Raw genomic sequence first — 16943 nt, forward strand, 5'->3', positions numbered from 1 at the left:
ACGCAGCGCGTGCTTCGTCTCAGAAAAAGAACTTTACAACATAAAGTTCTTGATGCACTGTCCTCTCAACAGGCAGGGAGATACGCCATGACCCGCGATCAAGTGCAGTCCGTCCAAGACGACATCGCCTATATGAAGGCCCTGGCCCAGGAGGGGCGGCAGGGGCCGCTGCTGGGCGGATCTGTTCTGGTCGCCGCCGCTGTGATCTTCGGCGCCGCCACGGTCGGCCAGTGGATGATGGAACTGCGTCGCATCCCCAATGGAGGCTGGGAAAGCCTGTCGTTGTGGCTGAGCGCGGCCGTGGTGTTCGTGATCGTTCTGGTCGTGCTCATCCGCCGGATCGAAAGCGCCTGTGCGGGCGCGAGCGGCATGAACCGGTCGGTCGGCGCGGCCTGGTCGGCCATCGGCTACGGTATTTTCGTCACATGGGTGGCGCTGATGGTCTTCGGTTGGCGCACCGGAGAGTGGAGCGTGATGGCGCTGATGCCGACGGTGGTTATGGGCGCCTATGGTTCGGCCTGGATGGTGGTTGCAGCCATCAGCCGCAAGACTTGGCTCAACCTCGTGGGCTTGACGTCCTACCTCGGCGCCGTGGTCCTGGCCGGTTTGGGCGATGCCCTGCTCATCTATCCCGTCTATCTGGCCCTGCTGATCGCCGTGGCCCTTGTGCCTGGCCTGGTTCTGGTGCGGGGCGCGGCCAGGAAGGCGGGCTGAAATGGACGTTGAAGATGAAGCGCCGGACTTCGACATCGGCCGTATCGACGAGGTCATCCATGGCCGAGTGCGCCTGGGGATCATGGCCTATCTTTCGGGCGTCGGTACCGCCGACTTCAACGAGTTGAAGGCTCGGCTGCAGGCCACGGACGGCAATCTTTCGGTGCATTTGAGGAAGCTGGAGGAGGCGGGCTTCGTCGAGGTGGCCAAGACTTTTCAGGGCCGCAAGCCCCTGACGCGGGCGACCATGACGAACGCCGGGCGCGACGCCTTCGTCGCCTATCTGGACGCCATGTCCGGTCTGGTCGGCGCCCGGTAGCCTTGATTGGTGAATAGTCTAAGGAAGGCGGTCATGAGCGACCGCCTTTCGCCTTTTCAGGCCATCGACAACTTTCGCGACTACGGCGGCTACGCCGTCGGAGACAGCCGGATGGCGCGCGGACGCCTGTATCGCTCGGCCCATCAGGCCAGGGCGACCGAGGCCGATCTGGCGCAGCTGTCGGCGTTGAACCTGGCGGTCGTGGTCGACCTGCGCCGCCCCGGGGAGAGACGCGATCAGCCGTCGCGCCGACCCGCCGGCTGGGCCGGTCAGGTGATCGAGAGCGCCCATGACGACGGCGGCGAGGCCCCGCACATCACCTTTCTGAAGACGGCCGACCTGACCGAGGCGTCGGGCCGCGCCTTCATGACCGACACCTATCGCCGTCTGCCGTTCGAGGACGCGCACGTCGATCTGTTCAGCCGCTATTTCCGGGCCTTGGCCGACAATGACGGCCCGGTCCTGATCCACTGCGCGGCGGGCAAGGACCGCACCGGCCTGCTGGCGGCCCTGACCCACAGCCTGATGGGCGTGTCGCGCGAGGACATCATCAGCGACTATCTGCTGACCAATGTCGCCGTCGATCTGGAGGGGCGGGCCGAGGGGATCGCCAGGAAGCTGACCGAGATGACCGGCCGCCCGGCCTCGCACGGCGCGGTGGTCGCCTTTCTCGGCGTCGAGGCCGACTATCTGGACGGCGCCTTCAAGGAAATCGCGTCGCGGCACGGCTCGATTGCAGCCTATCTGGAGCAGGCCCTGGGCGTGGACGCTGTCCTGGCCGAGCGCATCCGGGCGCGGCTGACGGCATGAACCTGCCCGTCGTGCGCATCCAGAAGCTGGACTGGCGCGAGCCCTTGGCCGTCATCGCGGGTCTGAACCGGCGAGAAGGCGCTCTGGCCCTGCTGGCCGGGGCGGGCGATCCCGGCGTACACGGCGGACGCTGGTCCTTCGTCGGCTGCGAACCGGACCGGGTGCTGGTCGGCCCGGTCAACGACAGGGCGGCCTTCGAGGCCCTGCGCCATGCGGATTTCGCGGGCGGCGGGGTGGTCGGCCTGATGAGTTATGACGCCGGAGCGCGACCGGCGACCGGACGCCGGACAGAGATCTGGCCCGATCTAATGCTGGCGCGCTATCCCGCCCTGCTGGCCTTTGACCATCTGGCGGCCGAGCTCTTCGCCGTGGGACGAGGCGCCGACGCGGAGGATGCGCAGGCTCAGGTCCGGCGTGCGACGGACTGGCTGGTCGCGGCGACGGCGCCCGTGATCCCGTCCGCGCCCGCCAGGGATTTCACCGGCGAGGCGGAGCCCGGGGCCTATGAGGCCGCGGTGGCCGACGTCGTGGCGCGTATCGCCGAGGGTGAGTTGTTCCAGGCCAATATCGCGCGCGCCTGGAGCGGTCGGCTGGAGGCGGGGCGTGATCCGTTCGAGGTCTTCCTGAGGCTGTCAGCTGAGCGCGGCGCGGCCTATGGCGCCTTCTGGCGGCTGGAAGACCGGGCCCTGGTGTCGAACTCGCCGGAGTTGTTCCTGACCCTCGACCCGGCGTCTGGTCGCATCGAGACCCGGCCGATCAAGGGGACGCGCCCGCGTGATCCTGATCCTGCGCGCGACGCCGAATTGGCCTCCGCCCTGGCCGCCAGCGCCAAGGACCGGGCCGAGAACCTGATGATCGTCGATCTGATGCGCAATGACCTGGCGCGGGCGGCGATGCCCGGCTCCGTGCGGGTCGATCGTCTGTTCGAGGTCGAGAGCCACCCCACGGTGCATCATCTGGTCTCGACCGTGACGGCCACCGCCCGCTCCGACGTCGGCGCCGCCGAGGCGCTGGAGGCGACCTTTCCGCCGGGCTCGATCACCGGGGCGCCAAAGCATCAGGCCATGAAGGTCATCGCCGGCCATGAGGCGCCGCGCGGGCCGTGGTGCGGCTCCCTGTTCGGTCTGGGGCTGGCGGGGCGCGAGACAGGGGAGGGGGCGCTGACGGCCTCGGTGCTGATCCGAACGGCGTCGTTCGATCGGGACGAGGCGGGCTGGCGCTGGCGCGCCCTGGCCGGAGCGGGAATCGTCGCCGACAGCGACCCGCACGGCGAGCGTCTGGAGACGGAGGCCAAGATCAGGGCCTTGCGGGAAGCCCTGGTCGGCGCCTAGCAGTCCGAGCAGGTCACCTGGTTCACGGTGCGGGGGCGCAGATAGTATTTGCGGCTGAGGACGATGTCCTTGGGCATCATCTTGGCGAGGCCCGAGGGGTAGGTGTAGCGGGTTTCGCCGACGATCAGACTCTCGCCCGGATCGACCAGGCCAGCCGGCAGGTCGCTGTAGACCGCTTTCTTGGTCAGGGGCGGCAGGCCGGCGCCGCGGTTATGGCTCCAGTCGACGCGCGCCACCTTGTTGGCGTCCACGGTGACGCTGGTGACGCGCACGTTCAACGGGGCCTGGGGAAAGGGCCTCATGATCAACTGACCGATGGCGAAGACACGCTCCAGCTCGACCTTCTTTGTCGTCTCGGTCTGGGCCACCAGGTCCGCGACCATGGCGGCGGTGTGGCCGGTCCGACGTTCGGCCATGTAGATCTGGCAGATCTGCGTCAGGCCGAAATAGATCAGGATCATCAGCGGGGCGATCAGGGTGAATTCGATCGCCGAGACGCCGCGGCGGTCCTCGACCAGCCGGGTGATGAAATGTGCGGCCGAGGCGCCGATGGCCCGAACACGGCTCATTGGTATGGCTCGTTGCGGAAGGACATGGTCGTGGTCAGGAAGACGTTGCCGTCGCCCATCCGGGACATGGCCTGTTGCAGGAAGGGCGTCACCACGGGGTGAGCGTACCAGATCCTGACCAGGACCAGATCGCCCGGACCACCGGGCTGGAAGGTCAGGCTGGACGGATCGAACACGCCCGAGGCGGTGGGGTCCGGCACCAGGGGTTCGGTGAAGGTGTTGATCACTCGCACGTCGAGATAGGCCCGTGTCGAGCAATCCTTGGCGAAGACGCTCATCCGCTCGCAGAACTTCTGCTTCATGACCTGGGGGGTGACGGCCTGCTGCTGGGCCTGGCCGGTGCGCACCAGGCGACCGGTGTCCGCCACCGCGGTCTCGACCACGGCGTCGAGCAGAAGGATCAGGCCGATCTCCAGGATGGCGAACAGCAGGACGAAGAAGGGCAGGGCGATCATGGCGAACTCGACCACCGCCGAGCCTTCGCGCGCGCGCGCCGGCCGTCGGGGGGACGGGCGAGGCGACAGGCCCTGGCGGAAGAGGCGCATCATCGAGCCGTTCCGGGATCAGGGAGTCGGCGTGGCGCGTACGCTGGGCGAGCAACTGGCGCCGCACGCCATTTCCGTGACCTGGGCGCCGCGCCAGACGCGGACAGATCCGGACGATCCGGCGCTGACGACGACCTGGCTCTGGAACAGGGGGCGTCCGATGGCGTCCACGGCCACGATATCGGTCACGCCGTAGCCCTTGCCCGTGATGAACAGGGTGTTGGCGTCCACCACCGTGACGTCGGCGATGCGCGGGTTGGCGACGATGACCGAGCCGGCGGGAGCTCGCAACTGAACCCGGGTCGAGCTGTCGATGTCGATGTGCATGGGGCGGGTCTGCGCCGCGGCGCCGCCGGCGCCGAGGATCATGGCGGCGACGCCAAGGATCGCTGTGGTTCGAATGGGGTTCCGGGGCATGGGCGGCGGCTCCATAGGCATTAAAAGGGCGCGCGCGCGAGCGCCAGACCCGCAAGCTCGTCCCTAAAGATCAAGATTTCCTGAAGGCTGTTTTTCGGCGTCTGCCAGCTGAAAGTTTAGTAAACGCGCAGTAACCAACAATAAGTTCGAGAAGGTGTTTTCGTTTTACTCGCCCTTAATGAACGTCGGCGCATCTTGCTCATGCAAACGGGGGTCAAGCGGGCAAAGCCGGTGACCCTGGTGGTGGAACTGTTGCTCGCTTAGAAAACAAGGACGAAACATCATGCGTAACTTCATCAAGAACTTCGCCAATGACGAATCCGGCGCCACGGCTATTGAATATGGCCTGATCGCTGCTCTGATGGCTGTCGCCATCATCGCCTGCCTGACCGCCTTTGGTCCGCAGATGAAGGCCGCCTTCACCGGCATCGGTGACACGATGGAAGGCTCGAAGGACGTCGACATCACCGCCGGCGGCTGATCGTTTCGACTGAATGATCGATAAGGGGGTCGGGACGTGCGTCCCGGCCCCTTTTTTCTGAAGAACCCTGGCGCTTCGTCCCAGACGCAGCGCCGGTCGATGGACGGAGGGCGAGGGTGATCCGGCACTGCAAGGATTTCGATCGCGACGAGAGCGGCGCGACCTCGATTGAATATGGTCTGATGGCCGCCCTGATGGCGGTGGTCGTGATCGCCTGTCTGATGGCCATGGGGCCGCAGATGAAGGCGGGCCTGACCAAGATCGGCTCCGAGATGTCGACCCCCCAGGACGTGACGGCGGGCTGACGTCCCGATCCGTTTGCTCGGCAACCTGGATTTAACGGTCGTCGTCCTAGGTTTCGATCATGGACATGCTGATCTTGCTTTCTTTGGCCGCGATGCCGGCCCTGATGATCGTCGGCGGTCTGCATGACCTGACGACCATGAAGATTCCCAACTGGGTGTCCCTGGCCCTTCTGGCCGCCTTCCTGCCGGCGGCCCTGCTGGCGGGCCTGTCCTGGACGGCGTTCGCACTCCATCTGGCGGTCGGCGTGGCGGTCCTGTTCGTCGGCGCCGGCCTGTTCGCTCTGCGCTGGGTCGGCGGGGGGGACGCCAAGCTGATGGCGGGAGCCGCGCTCTGGCTGGGGCCGGGCGCCTTGCTGCCCTTTCTGGTGTTCGTGGCGCTGGCGGGCGGCGTCTTCTGTCTTCTGTTGATGTCGGCGCGCACCTGGTGCCAGCCCTATGCGGCGTCCGCGCCGGGATGGGCGGCGCGCCTGATTCAGCCCAAGGGCGACGTTCCCTACGGCGTGGCCATCGCGATCGGGGCCGTCCTGGCCTTTCCTTCCAGCGCTCTGGTTCTGGCCTATGCAGCGGGCTGAGGCGCTTAGGGCCGCGTTAACCGGACATCGCCATTATCGTTAACGGCAGGGGGCGAGAAAACCCGATTTGTGTCGCCGCGCCTGCCGGAGACCGTCGATGAAGCCCGCCAAGATCGCCGTCATCTGTATCGCCGCCGTATCCGCCATCGGCCTGGCCCTGGTGGTGCGCGCCATGGGTTCGTCCGGCGCGCCCGCCGCTACGGCCGTCGCGGCCGTCGAGGCGCCGCCCATGGCCAAGGTGCTGGTCGCCGCCAAGGATCTGGAGCCAGGCAAGCGCCTGACCGATTCCGATCTGACGTGGAAGGACTGGCCCGTCGCCGAGGTCAATCCGGTCTTCATCACGGACGGCAGCGTGCCCATTCCAGGGGCGGCGGCGGCCGAGAAGCCCGAGGACGCCAAGGCTGAAACCGTCAGGAAGGCCGAGGAGGCCGCCGCTCGCGTGACGCGTGCGGCCGCGGAGCTTCAGACCGGGGGCGCCAAGGCCGACTATATCGGCGCCGTGGTCCGCGAACCCATCCTGGCTGGAGAGCCCATTGTCGCGCGCAAGATCGTTCGCGCCGGCGACAGCGGCTACATGGCCGCCTATCTTGAGCCGGGCATGCGGGCCATGGCCATCGGCGTCACGGTCGAATCCGCTGCCGGGGGCTTCATCCTGCCGGGCGACCGCGCGGACGTGCTTCTGACCCGCGAGGTCAAGACGCCTTCGGGAAGCGCCGGAGGAGAGAATGCGAAATTCGTGTCCACCACGGTGATGCAGAACGTCAAGGTGCTGGCCATCGACCAGAACACCCGAGCCGCCGAGGACGCCCAGGCCGTGGTCGGCGCCACCGCCACCCTGGAGGTCAGCGGCCGCGACGCCGAGGTCCTGGCCCTGGCCAAGTCCGAAGGAGAGCTGTCGCTGGTCTTGCGCTCCTACGCCGACACGGCGGGCCCGTCGGGTCGAACCGCCGCGGCGACCGCCCGCGGAGGCGCGACCGCTGCGAACGTGGTGCGCGTCTATCGCGCCGGAGAAGCCGAGACGGTGACCGTCCCATGAGGAAATCGGGCATGACACGACTGACGGCGGCGGCATGCGCCTCGCTTCTGGCGCTGCTCGCGGCCGCCTCGGCGCCCGTGGTCTCCGCACAGACGAGGGCCGCCGTTTCCACCGGCGCCGCGCCGCAGATGGTGAACCTGCCGCGCGGCACCTCGTTCGCGGTGGATCTTCCGGCTGACGCACGCGACGTGATCGTATCCAATCCGCAGGTGGCCGAGGCCGTTCTGCATACGCCGCGGCGCATTACGGTGATCGGGCTCGCGGGCGGTGAGACCGACGCGGTCTTCCTGGATGCTTCCGGCCGCACCATCCTGGCGCTGCGGGTTCGCGTGGACGCCGGCACCAGCGCCTTGCAGGACACTCTGGGGCGGGTCCTTCCGGGTTCGAACGTACGCGCCGAGGCTGTCAACGACAGCATCATCCTGACCGGCGTCGCGGCCAGTCCGGCCGAGGCCGACCGCGCGGCCCAGGTCGCTCGCGCCTTTGTCTCGGCGCCGGAAAAGGTCATGAACCTGATCAGCGTGGCCGGTTCGGACCAGGTCACGTTGAAGGTTCGCGTGGTCGAGGTTCAGCGCTCGGCGATCAAGCAACTGGGCTTCGACACCCAGGCGGTGATCGGTCGGATCGGCGACACCCAGTGGCTGCTCGGCAACGCCGCGACCTGGGGCATCAATGGCGAATTGATGGGCGGCATCACCGGCGGCGTCTCGCGCGACACGACCAAGAATTATCAGATGCAGGCGCCGTGCGGAGGCGCTTTCCCGGCGGGGGCCATGTGCCCCATCACCGTGGACGGCAGCCCTGGCGATCCGCCCAACTGGGACACCGCCCAGCCCGGCACCGGCCCCGGTTCCGACGGTCTGAACAAGGGCAACGCCACGATCAAGGCCTTCGAGCGAGTCGGCCTGATCCGCACCCTGGCCGAACCCAATCTGACGTCAGTGAACGGCGAGGCGGCCAGCTTCCTCGCGGGCGGCGAATTCCCCCTGCCGATCGGTCGCGATCGCGAAGGACAGATCTCGGTCGAGTACAAGCCCTATGGCGTGAGCCTGTCGTTCCGTCCGGTCGTGCTGTCGGAGGGTCGTATCTCGCTGCAGGTCAAGGTCGAGGTGTCCGAATTGACGCCGCAGGGCGGTCTGACCATAGGCGCGGGAACGGCGTCGGCCATCTCCTTGCCGGGGCTGACGGTCAGACGCAGTGAAAACACGGTGGAGTTGCCCTCCGGCGGGTCGATGATGATCGCCGGCCTGCTGCAGGAATCGACCCGGCAGACGGTGGATTCCCTGCCCGGCGTCACCAATCTTCCGGTCCTGGGCTCCCTGTTCCGATCGCGCGACTACCTGATGGGCGAGACCGAACTGGTCGTCATCGTCGAGCCCTATATCGTCAGCCCGACCTCGCCGGGGCGGATGCAGACGCCGGCGGACGGCCTGCGCATCGCCCAGGACGCCCAGACCATCTTCTTCGGCCAACTGAACCAGGCCTACGGCTCGCCCGCTCCGACCGCCCGCCCGGGCGCCGGGTGGCAGGGGCCGGTCGGCTATGTGATCGAGTGACCGCCATGACCCGTCGTTTCCTGTCTCTTCCATCTCTCGCCGCCGCCCTGACGCTGGGCGGTTTGGCGGTGTCCGGCTGCATGGGCGGCCCGGCCAGCCTTGGCGGCGAGCCGCCGCTGACGCCCCTGTCGCGCTACAGCCTTCAGGTCGAACCTGGTCTGGATCGCATCGCCCTGGCGGTTCACGAGAACGGTCTGTCGGCGAACCAGCAGTCGGCGCTGTCGGACATGGTCAGTCGCTTCGCGGTGGAAGGCGCGCCGACCCTGGTGGTCGAGGCGCCGGCGGGCGGCGATCCCGTGGCCAATCAGGCGGCCTGGGACATCAAGGCGGCCCTGGTGGCGGCGGGCGCTCCGGACCATAGGGTGCGACTGGTCAGCTATACCGGTCCCGATCCGCGTGCGCCGGTTCTGGTCGGCTTTGAAACGGTTCGCGCCGTCGTGCCGCAATGCGGGACGGCGTGGGGCAACCTTGGCCGCACTGGCGATAACCAGTCCGCGTCCAACTTCGGGTGCGCCGTGAACGCCAATCTGGCGGCCCAGATCGCCAATCCGCGCGACATCATCGCCCCGCGTGCGATGACGCCGAGCGACGTCGCACGCCGCAGCGTGGTGTTCGATGATTACCGCAAGGGCACGCAGACGGCCGCCGAGCGAGAACAGATGATAACCGGGGCGCGCCTGTCCCGCGCGGTGGACTGACAGACCATGACCCAACCCTTCGCCACGCGGGAGTTTGACGCTCTGGACGGTTTTGATCTGGACGACGAGTTCATCGATGTCGGTTTGGCGTCGCCGCGAGACGCAACGGCTCCGATCGGGGGCGAGGACGTCTATAATCCGGTGGGACGTCTGGTCGAGGAAACGGAGAGCGCCGTCTCGGCCATGATGCCCGTCGAGCATCGCGTGATCGACGCGGCGCCGGAGCCTGTCGTCCAGCCTGTCGCCGAGACCCTGGTTCCGGCGGCGGCCGTATCCGCCGGCTTGCCGGTCGCCGCCGGCGCGACGGTCGAGGTGTCGATCCCCCGCATCGCCGTCCACGTCTTCGCCGAGCGTCAGGACACGCTCGCCGCCGCCGAGCGCGCGGGTCAGGACCGGCGCATGTCGCGCGCCACCACCCAGATCCGTATCGGCGGCGTCGCCGCAGCGGTGGAAGCCTATCATTCCGAGCCGACGCCGCCTCTGATCGTGGTCGAGTGCCTGAAGGACCCGCAGACCCTGCTGTGGGAGATCGACCAGCTGGCCGAGGTCTGCGACGCGGGCACCAAGGTGGTGGTCATCGGCGCGACCAACGACATCCTGCTGTTCCGGGAACTGATGCGGCGCGGGGTCAGCGAATATCTTGTGGCGCCCTTGCAGCCGCTGCAGCTGATCGCGGCCATCGGCGGCCTGTTCGCTGACCCGGCCCAGCCTTTCGTCGGCCGTTCCATCGCCTTTGTCGGCGCGCGTGGCGGGGCCGGAGCTTCCGCTGTGGCCCACAACACCGCCTATGCGATGAGCGAGCGGATCGGCGTCAACACCGTCATCGTCGACTATGACCTGCCGTTCGGCACGGCGGGGCTGGACTTCAACCAGGACCCGCTGGGCGGCGTCGCCGACGCTCTCAGCCAGCCCGATCGTCTGGACGCCACCTTGCTGGACCGGATGATGGTCCGCTGCACGGACAAGCTGAGCCTGTTCGCCGCGCCGGCCACCCTGGACGGCGACTGGGACATCCAGCCGGACGCCTTTGAAGAGGTGACCAGCCGGATCCGCTCGACCGCCCCCTTCGTGGTGCTGGACCTGCCGCACCTCTGGTCGGGCTGGATGCGCAAGACCCTGATCTCGGCTGACGAGGTGGTCATCGTGGCCACGCCGGATCTGGCGAGTCTGCGCAACGCCAAGAACATGATCGATCTGATCAAGCAGGGCCGCCCGAACGACGCACCGCCGCGCCTGGTTCTGAACCAGGTCGGCGTGCCCGGCCGCCCCGAGATCCCGGCCAAGGATTTCGGCGCCGCCCTGGGCGTCCATCCCAGCCTGATCATTCCCTTCGACGCCAAGGTCTTCGGCTCGGCGGCCAACAACGGTCAGATGATCGTCGAGGCCGGCGCCAAGACGAAATCGGCCGAGGCGTTCGAGACCCTGGCCCAGATCGTGTCCCGACGCGAACTGCCGGTCGCGACCGCGAAGGGCAGGGGCGCGCAGCCGTCTGCCGCCATGCCCCGCAAGAGCTATTCGCTGTTCGCCTCGCTGTTCAGCAAGAAGCGCTGACGCATGTTCGGCAAGCGCACCGTCCAGCCTGGCGTCGCGGTCGCCCCGCGGCCCTCCGCGGCGCCGCCTCCTGAGCCGTCGCCGGCGGCGCGTGCGTTCGAGCCCGTCGACGCCTTTCCAGCCGAGGAACTGGAGCCGGCGCTCGCGCCCCGCCCCGCTGCTGCCGAGGGGACGGATCGTCTGGACGCCCTGTCCGCCCGCACGCGCACGGAAATTCCGTCGCCGACGCCCGGCGGGCCGGTCAAGGGACCGCGCGCCACCGCCGGCCTGGAACAGCTGAAGAAGGCCCAGGCGGTCGCCGAGATCGTCCGCGAACAGTCCGACTATTATCACGCCACGAAGACGACCATCTTCAACGCGCTGATGAACACCATCGACCTGTCGCAACTGGCCCAGCTGGATCAGAAGGCCGCGGCCGAGGAAATCCGCGACATCGTCGCCGAGCTGGTGGCGATCAAGAACGTCTCCATGTCGGTGGCCGAGCAGGAACACCTGGTTCAGGACATCGTCAACGACGTCCTGGGCTACGGCCCGCTGGAACCGCTGCTGGGCCGCGACGACATCGCCGACATCATGGTCAACGGCGCCGGACGGGTCTTCATCGAGGTCGGCGGCAAGGTGCAGCTGACCAATGTCCGTTTCCGCGACAACACCCAGCTGATGAACATCTGTCAGCGGATCGTGAGCCAGGTCGGCCGCCGGGTCGATGAATCCAGCCCGATCTGCGACGCCCGTCTGCCGGACGGCTCGCGCGTCAACGTCATCGCCCCGCCCCTGGCGATCGACGGTCCGACGCTGACCATTCGTAAGTTCAAGAAAGACAAGCTGACGATGAAGAACCTGGTGGAGTACGCCTCCATCAGTCCCGAGGGGGCCCGCGTCCTCGGCGTCATCGGCGCGTCGCGATGCAATCTGGTCATTTCAGGGGGTACGGGTTCGGGCAAGACCACGCTGCTGAACACCCTGACGGCCTTCATCGACCCGACCGAGCGCGTCATCACCTGCGAGGACGCCGCCGAGCTGCAACTGCAGCAGCCGCACGTGGTGCGTCTGGAAACCCGTCCGCCGAACCTGGAAGGCCAGGGCCAGATCACCATGCGCGACCTGGTCAAGAACTGTCTGCGGATGCGCCCTGAACGCATCATCGTCGGCGAGGTCCGGGGGCCTGAGGCCTTCGATCTGTTGCAGGCGATGAACACCGGCCACGACGGCTCGATGGGCACCCTGCACGCCAACTCCCCGCGCGAAGCCATCAGCCGGATGGAGTCCATGATCACCATGGGCGGCTACGGCCTGCCGTCCAAGACCATCCGCGAGATGATCGTCGGCTCGGTCGACGTCATCATCCAGGCCGCGCGTCTGCGCGACGGCTCGCGTCGCATCACTCACATCACCGAGGTGGTCGGGCTGGAAGGCGACGTCATCGTGACTCAGGACCTGTTCGTCTATGAGATCACGGGCGAGGACGCCCACGGCAAGATCACCGGCCGTCACCGTTCGACCGGCATCGCTCGTCCCCGCTTCTGGGACCGCGCTCGCTACTATGGGCTGGAGCGTGAATTGGCTGAAGCTCTGGACGCGGCGGAGTAGGGGCGATGTTGCTTCCCATCCTGGCGGCGGTTCTGGCCTTCATCACCATCGGCGGGGTCGGCTGGGTGCTGGTCGGGGGCGACGACGCCTCGGCTCAGGCGGTCAAGCGGGCCAAGGCCCTGGGCGGCGCGCCCGCCGCCGCGGCGGCCAAGCGCACGGCGGCGGCGGCGGCCAACACGCCCGAAGCGCGGCGCAAGCAGATCATGAGCCAGCTCAAGGACGTGGAACGCCGCGAGCGCAAGGCGCGCATGACCATGACGGCCAAGCTGAAGCAGGCGGGCCTGTCGATAAGCCTGCGCACCTTCGTCATCATCAGCGTGGTTGCGGGGGTCCTGGGCTTCCTGATCGCCCTGGTCCTGGGACTGCATCTGTTGCTGGCCCTGGGCGTCGGCGTCGCCGCCGGTCTGGGCTTGCCGCGCTGGATCGTCGGTCATCTGGGCAAGAAGCGGATGGCCAGGTTCTCCCTGGCCTTTCCTGACGCGGTCGACATCCTGGTGCGGGGCATCAAGACCGGTCTGCCGGTGCATGATTGCTTCAAGATCATCGCCCGTGAAAGCCCCGAGCCCCTGGCCGGAGAGTTCCAGCGTCTGGTCGAGGGCATGGGGGTCGGCCTCTCCCTGGGCCAGTCTCTGGACAAGATGTACGAGCGGATGCCGACATCCGAGCTGAACTTCTTCGCCATCGTCATCGCCATCCAGCAGAAGAGCGGCGGGAACCTGGCCGAAGCCCTCAGCAACCTGACCACGGTCTTGCGTGCGCGGCGTCTGATGGGGGAAAAGATCAAGGCGCTGTCGTCGGAAGCCATCGCCTCGGCCGGGATCATCGCGGCCCTGCCGCCGGTGGTCATGATCCTCGTGACCCTGTTCAGCCCCAGCTACATGATGGTCCTGTTCACCGACATGCGGGGGCAGGTGCTCATGCTCGGGTCGCTGTTCTGGATGGCCTGCGGCGTCTTCACGATGAAGCGCATGATCTCGTTCAAGTTCTGAGGCGGGGGACGCAATGAACGGCTTCATGCATTTCATCACCGATCCGCAGAACCTGCTCAGCCTGGGCGTGGGCGTGGCTGTATTCGCCAGCGTCCTGACCCTGCTCAGTTCCTTCACGGGCGGGGCGGCGCTGACGAAACGGATGCAGGCGGTTTCCGAGCGTCGGGAAGAGCTGAAACGGCGCTCCCGTCAGGCCATGAAGGCCGGGCCCGCTTCGGCCGGTCCGAGCCTGCGACAGAGCGACGAAGGCTTCAAACAGCGCGTCGTCGAACGCTTGAACCTGACCAAGTTGCTGGAAGATCCTAAGCTGGCCGAGAATATGGCGCAGGCCGGATGGCGCGGGCCCAAGCCCCGCAACACCTTCTATTTCTTCCGTTTCGCCATGCCCTTCGTCTTCATGGGAGTGGTGGTCTTCTACCTGCTGGTCGTCAATGATTTCGGGTTGCCGCCCACCATTCTGATGCTGCTCGGCGTAGGCGCCTTCGTGGGCGGCTTTTATGCGCCCAATGTCTATCTGACGAACCGGATCGCCAACCGTCGGCAGTCCATTGTCGCGGCCTTCCCCGACTCGCTGGACCTTCTGCTGATCTGCGTCGAATCCGGCATGTCGATCGAGGCTGCGATCCAGAAGGTCAGCCAGGAAGTCGGCAGTCAGTCGATCGAACTGGCTGAAGAACTGAGCCTTCTGTCGGCCGAGTTGTCCTATCTGCCCGAACGACGCATGGCCTATGAGGGCATGGCCAAGCGGACCAACCATCCGGGCATCAAGTCGGTGGCGACCGCCATGACCCAGGCGGAAACCTACGGAACGCCGCTGGGCGCCGCCCTGCGAGTGATGGCCAAGGAAAATCGCGATCTGCGCCTGTCAGCGGCCGAGAAGAAGGCGGCGGCCCTGCCGGCCAAGCTGACCGTGCCGATGATCGTCTTCTTCCTGCCGGTCCTGTTCGTCGTCATCCTGGGGCCGGCCATCATCAACATCATCGATATGATGAAGGGCGGCGGAGCCGGTTGATCAGCTCTCGGCCGCGCGCTTCAGGGCCTCGGCGATGTCGTCGTAGGCGCTGCGGATCGTCTTGCGGTGCTTGTCGTGGAAGAGTTCGCCGCGCAAGCCGGAGAAGATGACGCCGTTGGCGACGATGCAGGCGCCGCGATCCAGCTCCTCGATCTCGTAGTAGCGGATGGCGTTGAACATGAAGCCGCGCTTCTCGACCCACACCAGTTGCGAATAGGGTTGCCAGTCGCCCAGGCGCGCCTGGACCTGACGCTCGGCCATGCCGGGCAGGGCCTCGGTCAGGCTGATGCCCGCGCCAAAGGCGAGAGCGCCGGTCAGGCCGGTCTCATAGGGATTCCAGACGTGCCAGTTCTCGAGATCGCTGAGGATCTCCCATATGCGGTCCGACGGCGCGTTCACGCCGACACGTTTCTCGATGCGGGTCGTGTCCATGATCTGCCTCTGACACGGCTTTTCGACTTTAGGAAGTCGTCTCGGCAGGACCCGTGACGGACAATCGGGGCTTGAGCCGGCGGCCGTCGTCCAGACCCAGCCGCGCCTTGACCTCGAACAGGTCGGCGCCCGCAGGCACGATCAGCAGCTCTTCGGGGCGACGGGCGTTGACCGCCACCACTGCATTCTTTGGGCAGACGTCGAAACAGTCGGCGCCGACCACGGCCAGGTCGGCCTTGCGCCCCTTGCCCGCGTGCAGATAGCGCCTCAGCGCCTTTTTCAATGTCTTGTCGCCGTCGGGGCCGAAGCCGCCTTCCAGCTTCTTCGAGCATTTGCGACAGACCAGAACCACCTCGTTCCAGCGGGTCTTGGACACCTTGAAGGGTTTGGGCGTCTTGCTCATGCGCCGGAAGATCGGTGTTCGCGACGGCTTGCACAAGCGGCGTTCGCGCGCGCAACATGATCTTCACAAAGGGGAGTTCGCCATGACCATTCGCTGTCGCCTGACCGTCGCCGCCGTCGCCGCCGCGATCCTGTCGGGGGCGAGCGCCGCCGCCGCCCAGGTCCCCTCGGCTCGTGTCGAGGCGGCGGTGGATCGGGTCATGCCCGAGGTCGTGGCCTGGCGTCGCGACCTGCACCAGCACCCTGAGCTGGGCTTCGCCGAGACGCGCACGGCGGGCGTGGTCGCCGATCATCTGCGCGCCCTGGGGCTGGAGGTGCGCACGGGCGTGGGCAAGACCGGGGTGGTGGGCGTCCTGCGGGGCGCAAGGCCTGGTCGCACGGTCGCCCTGCGGGCCGACATGGACGCCCTGCCGGTCAAGGAGGCGACTGGCCTAGCCTTCGCCTCGACCGCCACGGGAACCTATATGGGCGAAACCGTGCCGGTGGCCCACGCCTGCGGCCATGACGCCCACGTCGCCATGCTGATGGGCGCCGCCGAGGTTCTGGCCGGAATGAAGGACCAGATCAGCGGCACGGTCGTCTTCATCTTCCAGCCGGCGGAGGAGGGGGCCCCTCCGGGAGAGCCCCTGGGCGGGGCCGCCCTGATGATCCAGGAGGGCGCGCTGAAGGATCCGGCGCCCGAGGCCGTCTTCGGCCTGCACGTCGTGCCGGGCGTTCCGGGCGCCATCTTCTATCGACCGCAGGGCTTCATGGCGGCGTCTGACCGCGTGGACATCGTCCTGCACGGCAAGCAGACGCACGGCGCCTGGCCCTGGAAGGGCGTTGATGTGATCGCCGCCGCCGCCAATGTGGTGCAGACGGTCAACACCCTGACCGCGCGCACCATCGACCCGACGACCACGCCGACCGTCTTCACCATCGCCACGATGGACGCAGGCGTGCGCTACAACATCATCCCCGACGAGGCGCGTCTCAGCGGCACCCTGCGCACCTTCGACGTGGCCCAGAGGGACGCCCTGGTGGCCCGGGCCGAGGCGGCCGTCGATCATGTGGCCGAGGCCTATGGCGCGACGGCCGAATTCGCGGTCAGGCAGAACGCGGCCCTTGTGTTCAACGACCCGGCCCTGTCGGCCTGGCTGGCGCCGGTGCTGGAAGAGGCGGCGGGCGCGGGCCAGGTCAATCCGGCCACGCCCCCGACCACGGTGGCCGAGGACTTCAGCTATTTCCAGCGGGTGGTTCCCGGTGTCTTCTATCACCTGGGCGGCAGCCCCGACGGCGTCGATCCGGCGACGGCGGCGCCCAATCACTCGCCCCAGTTCGACGTGAACGAGAAGGTTCTGCCCCTGGGCGTGAAGGCCCACGTCTTCAGCGCTCTGCGTTTTCTGGAACGTGCTGAAAACTGATTGTTTCTGTTTATCAAGGGGTAAGCATGGCGGCGCATCCTCTCGGTTCCTGACGAGGGTTCGCCGATGTCACGCCTGCCGATCAACCTGCCGTCCGCCGCACCGGCCCGTCCCGCGCGCAATCGCCTGCGTGACGCGGCCTTCTTCTGCATTTCGTTCGCGGCGGTCTTCGTCGCCGCCCTGCTGGTGATGGACATGCTGCTGGGGTAAG

At 67.2% G+C, this 16943-nt stretch carries 21 protein-coding genes; 16 read left to right on the forward strand and 5 right to left on the reverse strand.

Going from position 1 to position 16943, the window contains the following annotated elements:
- The first annotated feature begins 87 nt into the window (after positions 1–87).
- Genes ACZ5XO_RS01145 through ACZ5XO_RS01160 form a run of 4 tightly spaced genes read left to right on the forward strand, consistent with a single transcriptional unit; the run spans position 88 to position 3174 of the window.
- Positions 88–714: a hypothetical protein gene (locus ACZ5XO_RS01145; protein ID WP_464163508.1), complete on the forward strand. Its 627-nt coding sequence runs from the start codon at positions 88–90 to the stop codon at positions 712–714.
- A gap of 1 nt (position 715) precedes the next feature.
- A complete protein-coding gene (locus ACZ5XO_RS01150; RefSeq protein WP_464163509.1) occupies positions 716–1033 on the forward strand; it encodes a winged helix-turn-helix domain-containing protein in 318 nt (105 codons plus the stop codon).
- Between the two features lie 33 nt (positions 1034–1066).
- Positions 1067–1843, forward strand: a complete 777-nt coding sequence (locus ACZ5XO_RS01155) for a tyrosine-protein phosphatase (RefSeq protein ID WP_464163510.1) — start codon at positions 1067–1069, stop codon at positions 1841–1843.
- Positions 1840–3174 (forward strand): anthranilate synthase component I family protein, encoded by a 1335-nt coding sequence (locus ACZ5XO_RS01160; RefSeq protein WP_464163511.1) that lies wholly within the window; start codon positions 1840–1842, stop codon positions 3172–3174. The genes ACZ5XO_RS01155 and ACZ5XO_RS01160 overlap by 4 nt, the downstream gene beginning before the upstream one ends.
- Here ACZ5XO_RS01160 and ACZ5XO_RS01165 read toward each other — a convergent pair.
- The 3 genes from ACZ5XO_RS01165 to ACZ5XO_RS01175 are packed head-to-tail and all read right to left on the reverse strand — an operon-like array spanning position 3171 to position 4705.
- Entirely contained in the window at positions 3171–3743 is a 573-nt protein-coding gene (locus tag ACZ5XO_RS01165) for a TadE/TadG family type IV pilus assembly protein (RefSeq protein ID WP_464163512.1), read from the reverse strand. The two genes, ACZ5XO_RS01160 and ACZ5XO_RS01165, sit on opposite strands and share 4 nt — an antisense overlap.
- Complete coding sequence (locus ACZ5XO_RS01170) at positions 3740–4291, reverse strand: TadE/TadG family type IV pilus assembly protein (protein ID WP_464163513.1); 552 nt, start codon at positions 4289–4291, stop codon at positions 3740–3742. The genes ACZ5XO_RS01165 and ACZ5XO_RS01170 overlap by 4 nt, the downstream gene beginning before the upstream one ends.
- Before the next feature lie 15 nt (positions 4292–4306).
- Positions 4307–4705, reverse strand: a complete 399-nt coding sequence (locus ACZ5XO_RS01175; protein ID WP_464163514.1) for a pilus assembly protein N-terminal domain-containing protein — start codon at positions 4703–4705, stop codon at positions 4307–4309.
- 283 nt (positions 4706–4988) lie between these two features.
- Here ACZ5XO_RS01175 and ACZ5XO_RS01180 point away from each other — a divergent pair, with 283 nt between their 5' ends.
- The 10 genes from ACZ5XO_RS01180 to ACZ5XO_RS01225 all read left to right on the forward strand — a co-directional run bounded on the left by ACZ5XO_RS01180 (position 4989) and on the right by ACZ5XO_RS01225 (position 14495).
- Positions 4989–5186, forward strand: coding sequence for a Flp family type IVb pilin (locus ACZ5XO_RS01180; protein ID WP_464163515.1), 198 nt, complete (start codon positions 4989–4991; stop codon positions 5184–5186).
- Between the two features lie 116 nt (positions 5187–5302).
- The gene (locus tag ACZ5XO_RS01185; RefSeq protein WP_464163516.1) at positions 5303–5491 is read left to right on the forward strand and encodes a Flp family type IVb pilin; all 189 of its coding nucleotides are present in this window, start codon (positions 5303–5305) and stop codon (positions 5489–5491) included.
- Between the two features lie 65 nt (positions 5492–5556).
- Positions 5557–6063: an A24 family peptidase gene (locus ACZ5XO_RS01190; RefSeq protein ID WP_464163517.1), complete on the forward strand. Its 507-nt coding sequence runs from the start codon at positions 5557–5559 to the stop codon at positions 6061–6063.
- Between the two features lie 97 nt (positions 6064–6160).
- The gene (gene cpaB / locus ACZ5XO_RS01195; RefSeq protein WP_464163518.1) at positions 6161–7099 is read left to right on the forward strand and encodes a Flp pilus assembly protein CpaB; all 939 of its coding nucleotides are present in this window, start codon (positions 6161–6163) and stop codon (positions 7097–7099) included.
- Between the two features lie 11 nt (positions 7100–7110).
- Positions 7111–8655, forward strand: a complete 1545-nt coding sequence (locus tag ACZ5XO_RS01200) for a type II and III secretion system protein family protein (protein ID WP_464163519.1) — start codon at positions 7111–7113, stop codon at positions 8653–8655.
- A 5-nt stretch (positions 8656–8660) separates the two neighbouring features.
- A complete protein-coding gene (locus ACZ5XO_RS01205; protein WP_464163520.1) occupies positions 8661–9353 on the forward strand; it encodes a CpaD family pilus assembly protein in 693 nt (230 codons plus the stop codon).
- 6 nt (positions 9354–9359) lie between these two features.
- A complete protein-coding gene (locus tag ACZ5XO_RS01210; protein WP_464163521.1) occupies positions 9360–10904 on the forward strand; it encodes an AAA family ATPase in 1545 nt (514 codons plus the stop codon).
- Positions 10905–10907: 3 nt separating this feature from the next.
- A complete protein-coding gene (locus ACZ5XO_RS01215; RefSeq protein WP_464163522.1) occupies positions 10908–12494 on the forward strand; it encodes a CpaF family protein in 1587 nt (528 codons plus the stop codon).
- A gap of 5 nt (positions 12495–12499) precedes the next feature.
- Positions 12500–13483 (forward strand): type II secretion system F family protein, encoded by a 984-nt coding sequence (locus tag ACZ5XO_RS01220; protein WP_464163523.1) that lies wholly within the window; start codon positions 12500–12502, stop codon positions 13481–13483.
- A gap of 25 nt (positions 13484–13508) precedes the next feature.
- Positions 13509–14495 carry a type II secretion system F family protein gene (locus ACZ5XO_RS01225; protein WP_464163524.1) on the forward strand — a complete coding sequence of 329 codons (987 nt, stop codon included), beginning with the start codon at positions 13509–13511 and terminating at the stop codon, positions 14493–14495.
- On the opposite strand, the gene ACZ5XO_RS01230 is transcribed toward ACZ5XO_RS01225, so the two are convergent.
- Both ACZ5XO_RS01230 and ACZ5XO_RS01235 read right to left on the reverse strand, forming a co-directional pair.
- On the reverse strand, positions 14496–14927 hold the full coding sequence (locus ACZ5XO_RS01230; protein WP_464163525.1) for an SRPBCC family protein: 432 nt from the start codon (positions 14925–14927) through the stop codon (positions 14496–14498).
- 28 nt (positions 14928–14955) lie between these two features.
- Entirely contained in the window at positions 14956–15330 is a 375-nt protein-coding gene (locus ACZ5XO_RS01235; protein WP_464163526.1) for a hypothetical protein, read from the reverse strand.
- Between the two features lie 82 nt (positions 15331–15412).
- Here ACZ5XO_RS01235 and ACZ5XO_RS01240 point away from each other — a divergent pair, with 82 nt between their 5' ends.
- Complete coding sequence (locus tag ACZ5XO_RS01240) at positions 15413–16732, forward strand: amidohydrolase (RefSeq protein ID WP_464163527.1); 1320 nt, start codon at positions 15413–15415, stop codon at positions 16730–16732.
- A gap of 66 nt (positions 16733–16798) precedes the next feature.
- Positions 16799–16942 carry a hypothetical protein gene (locus ACZ5XO_RS01245; protein WP_464163528.1) on the forward strand — a complete coding sequence of 48 codons (144 nt, stop codon included), beginning with the start codon at positions 16799–16801 and terminating at the stop codon, positions 16940–16942.
- Position 16943 lies beyond the last annotated feature (1 nt).

The sequence above is a fragment of the Brevundimonas sp. T2-11 genome (assembly GCF_055397675.1).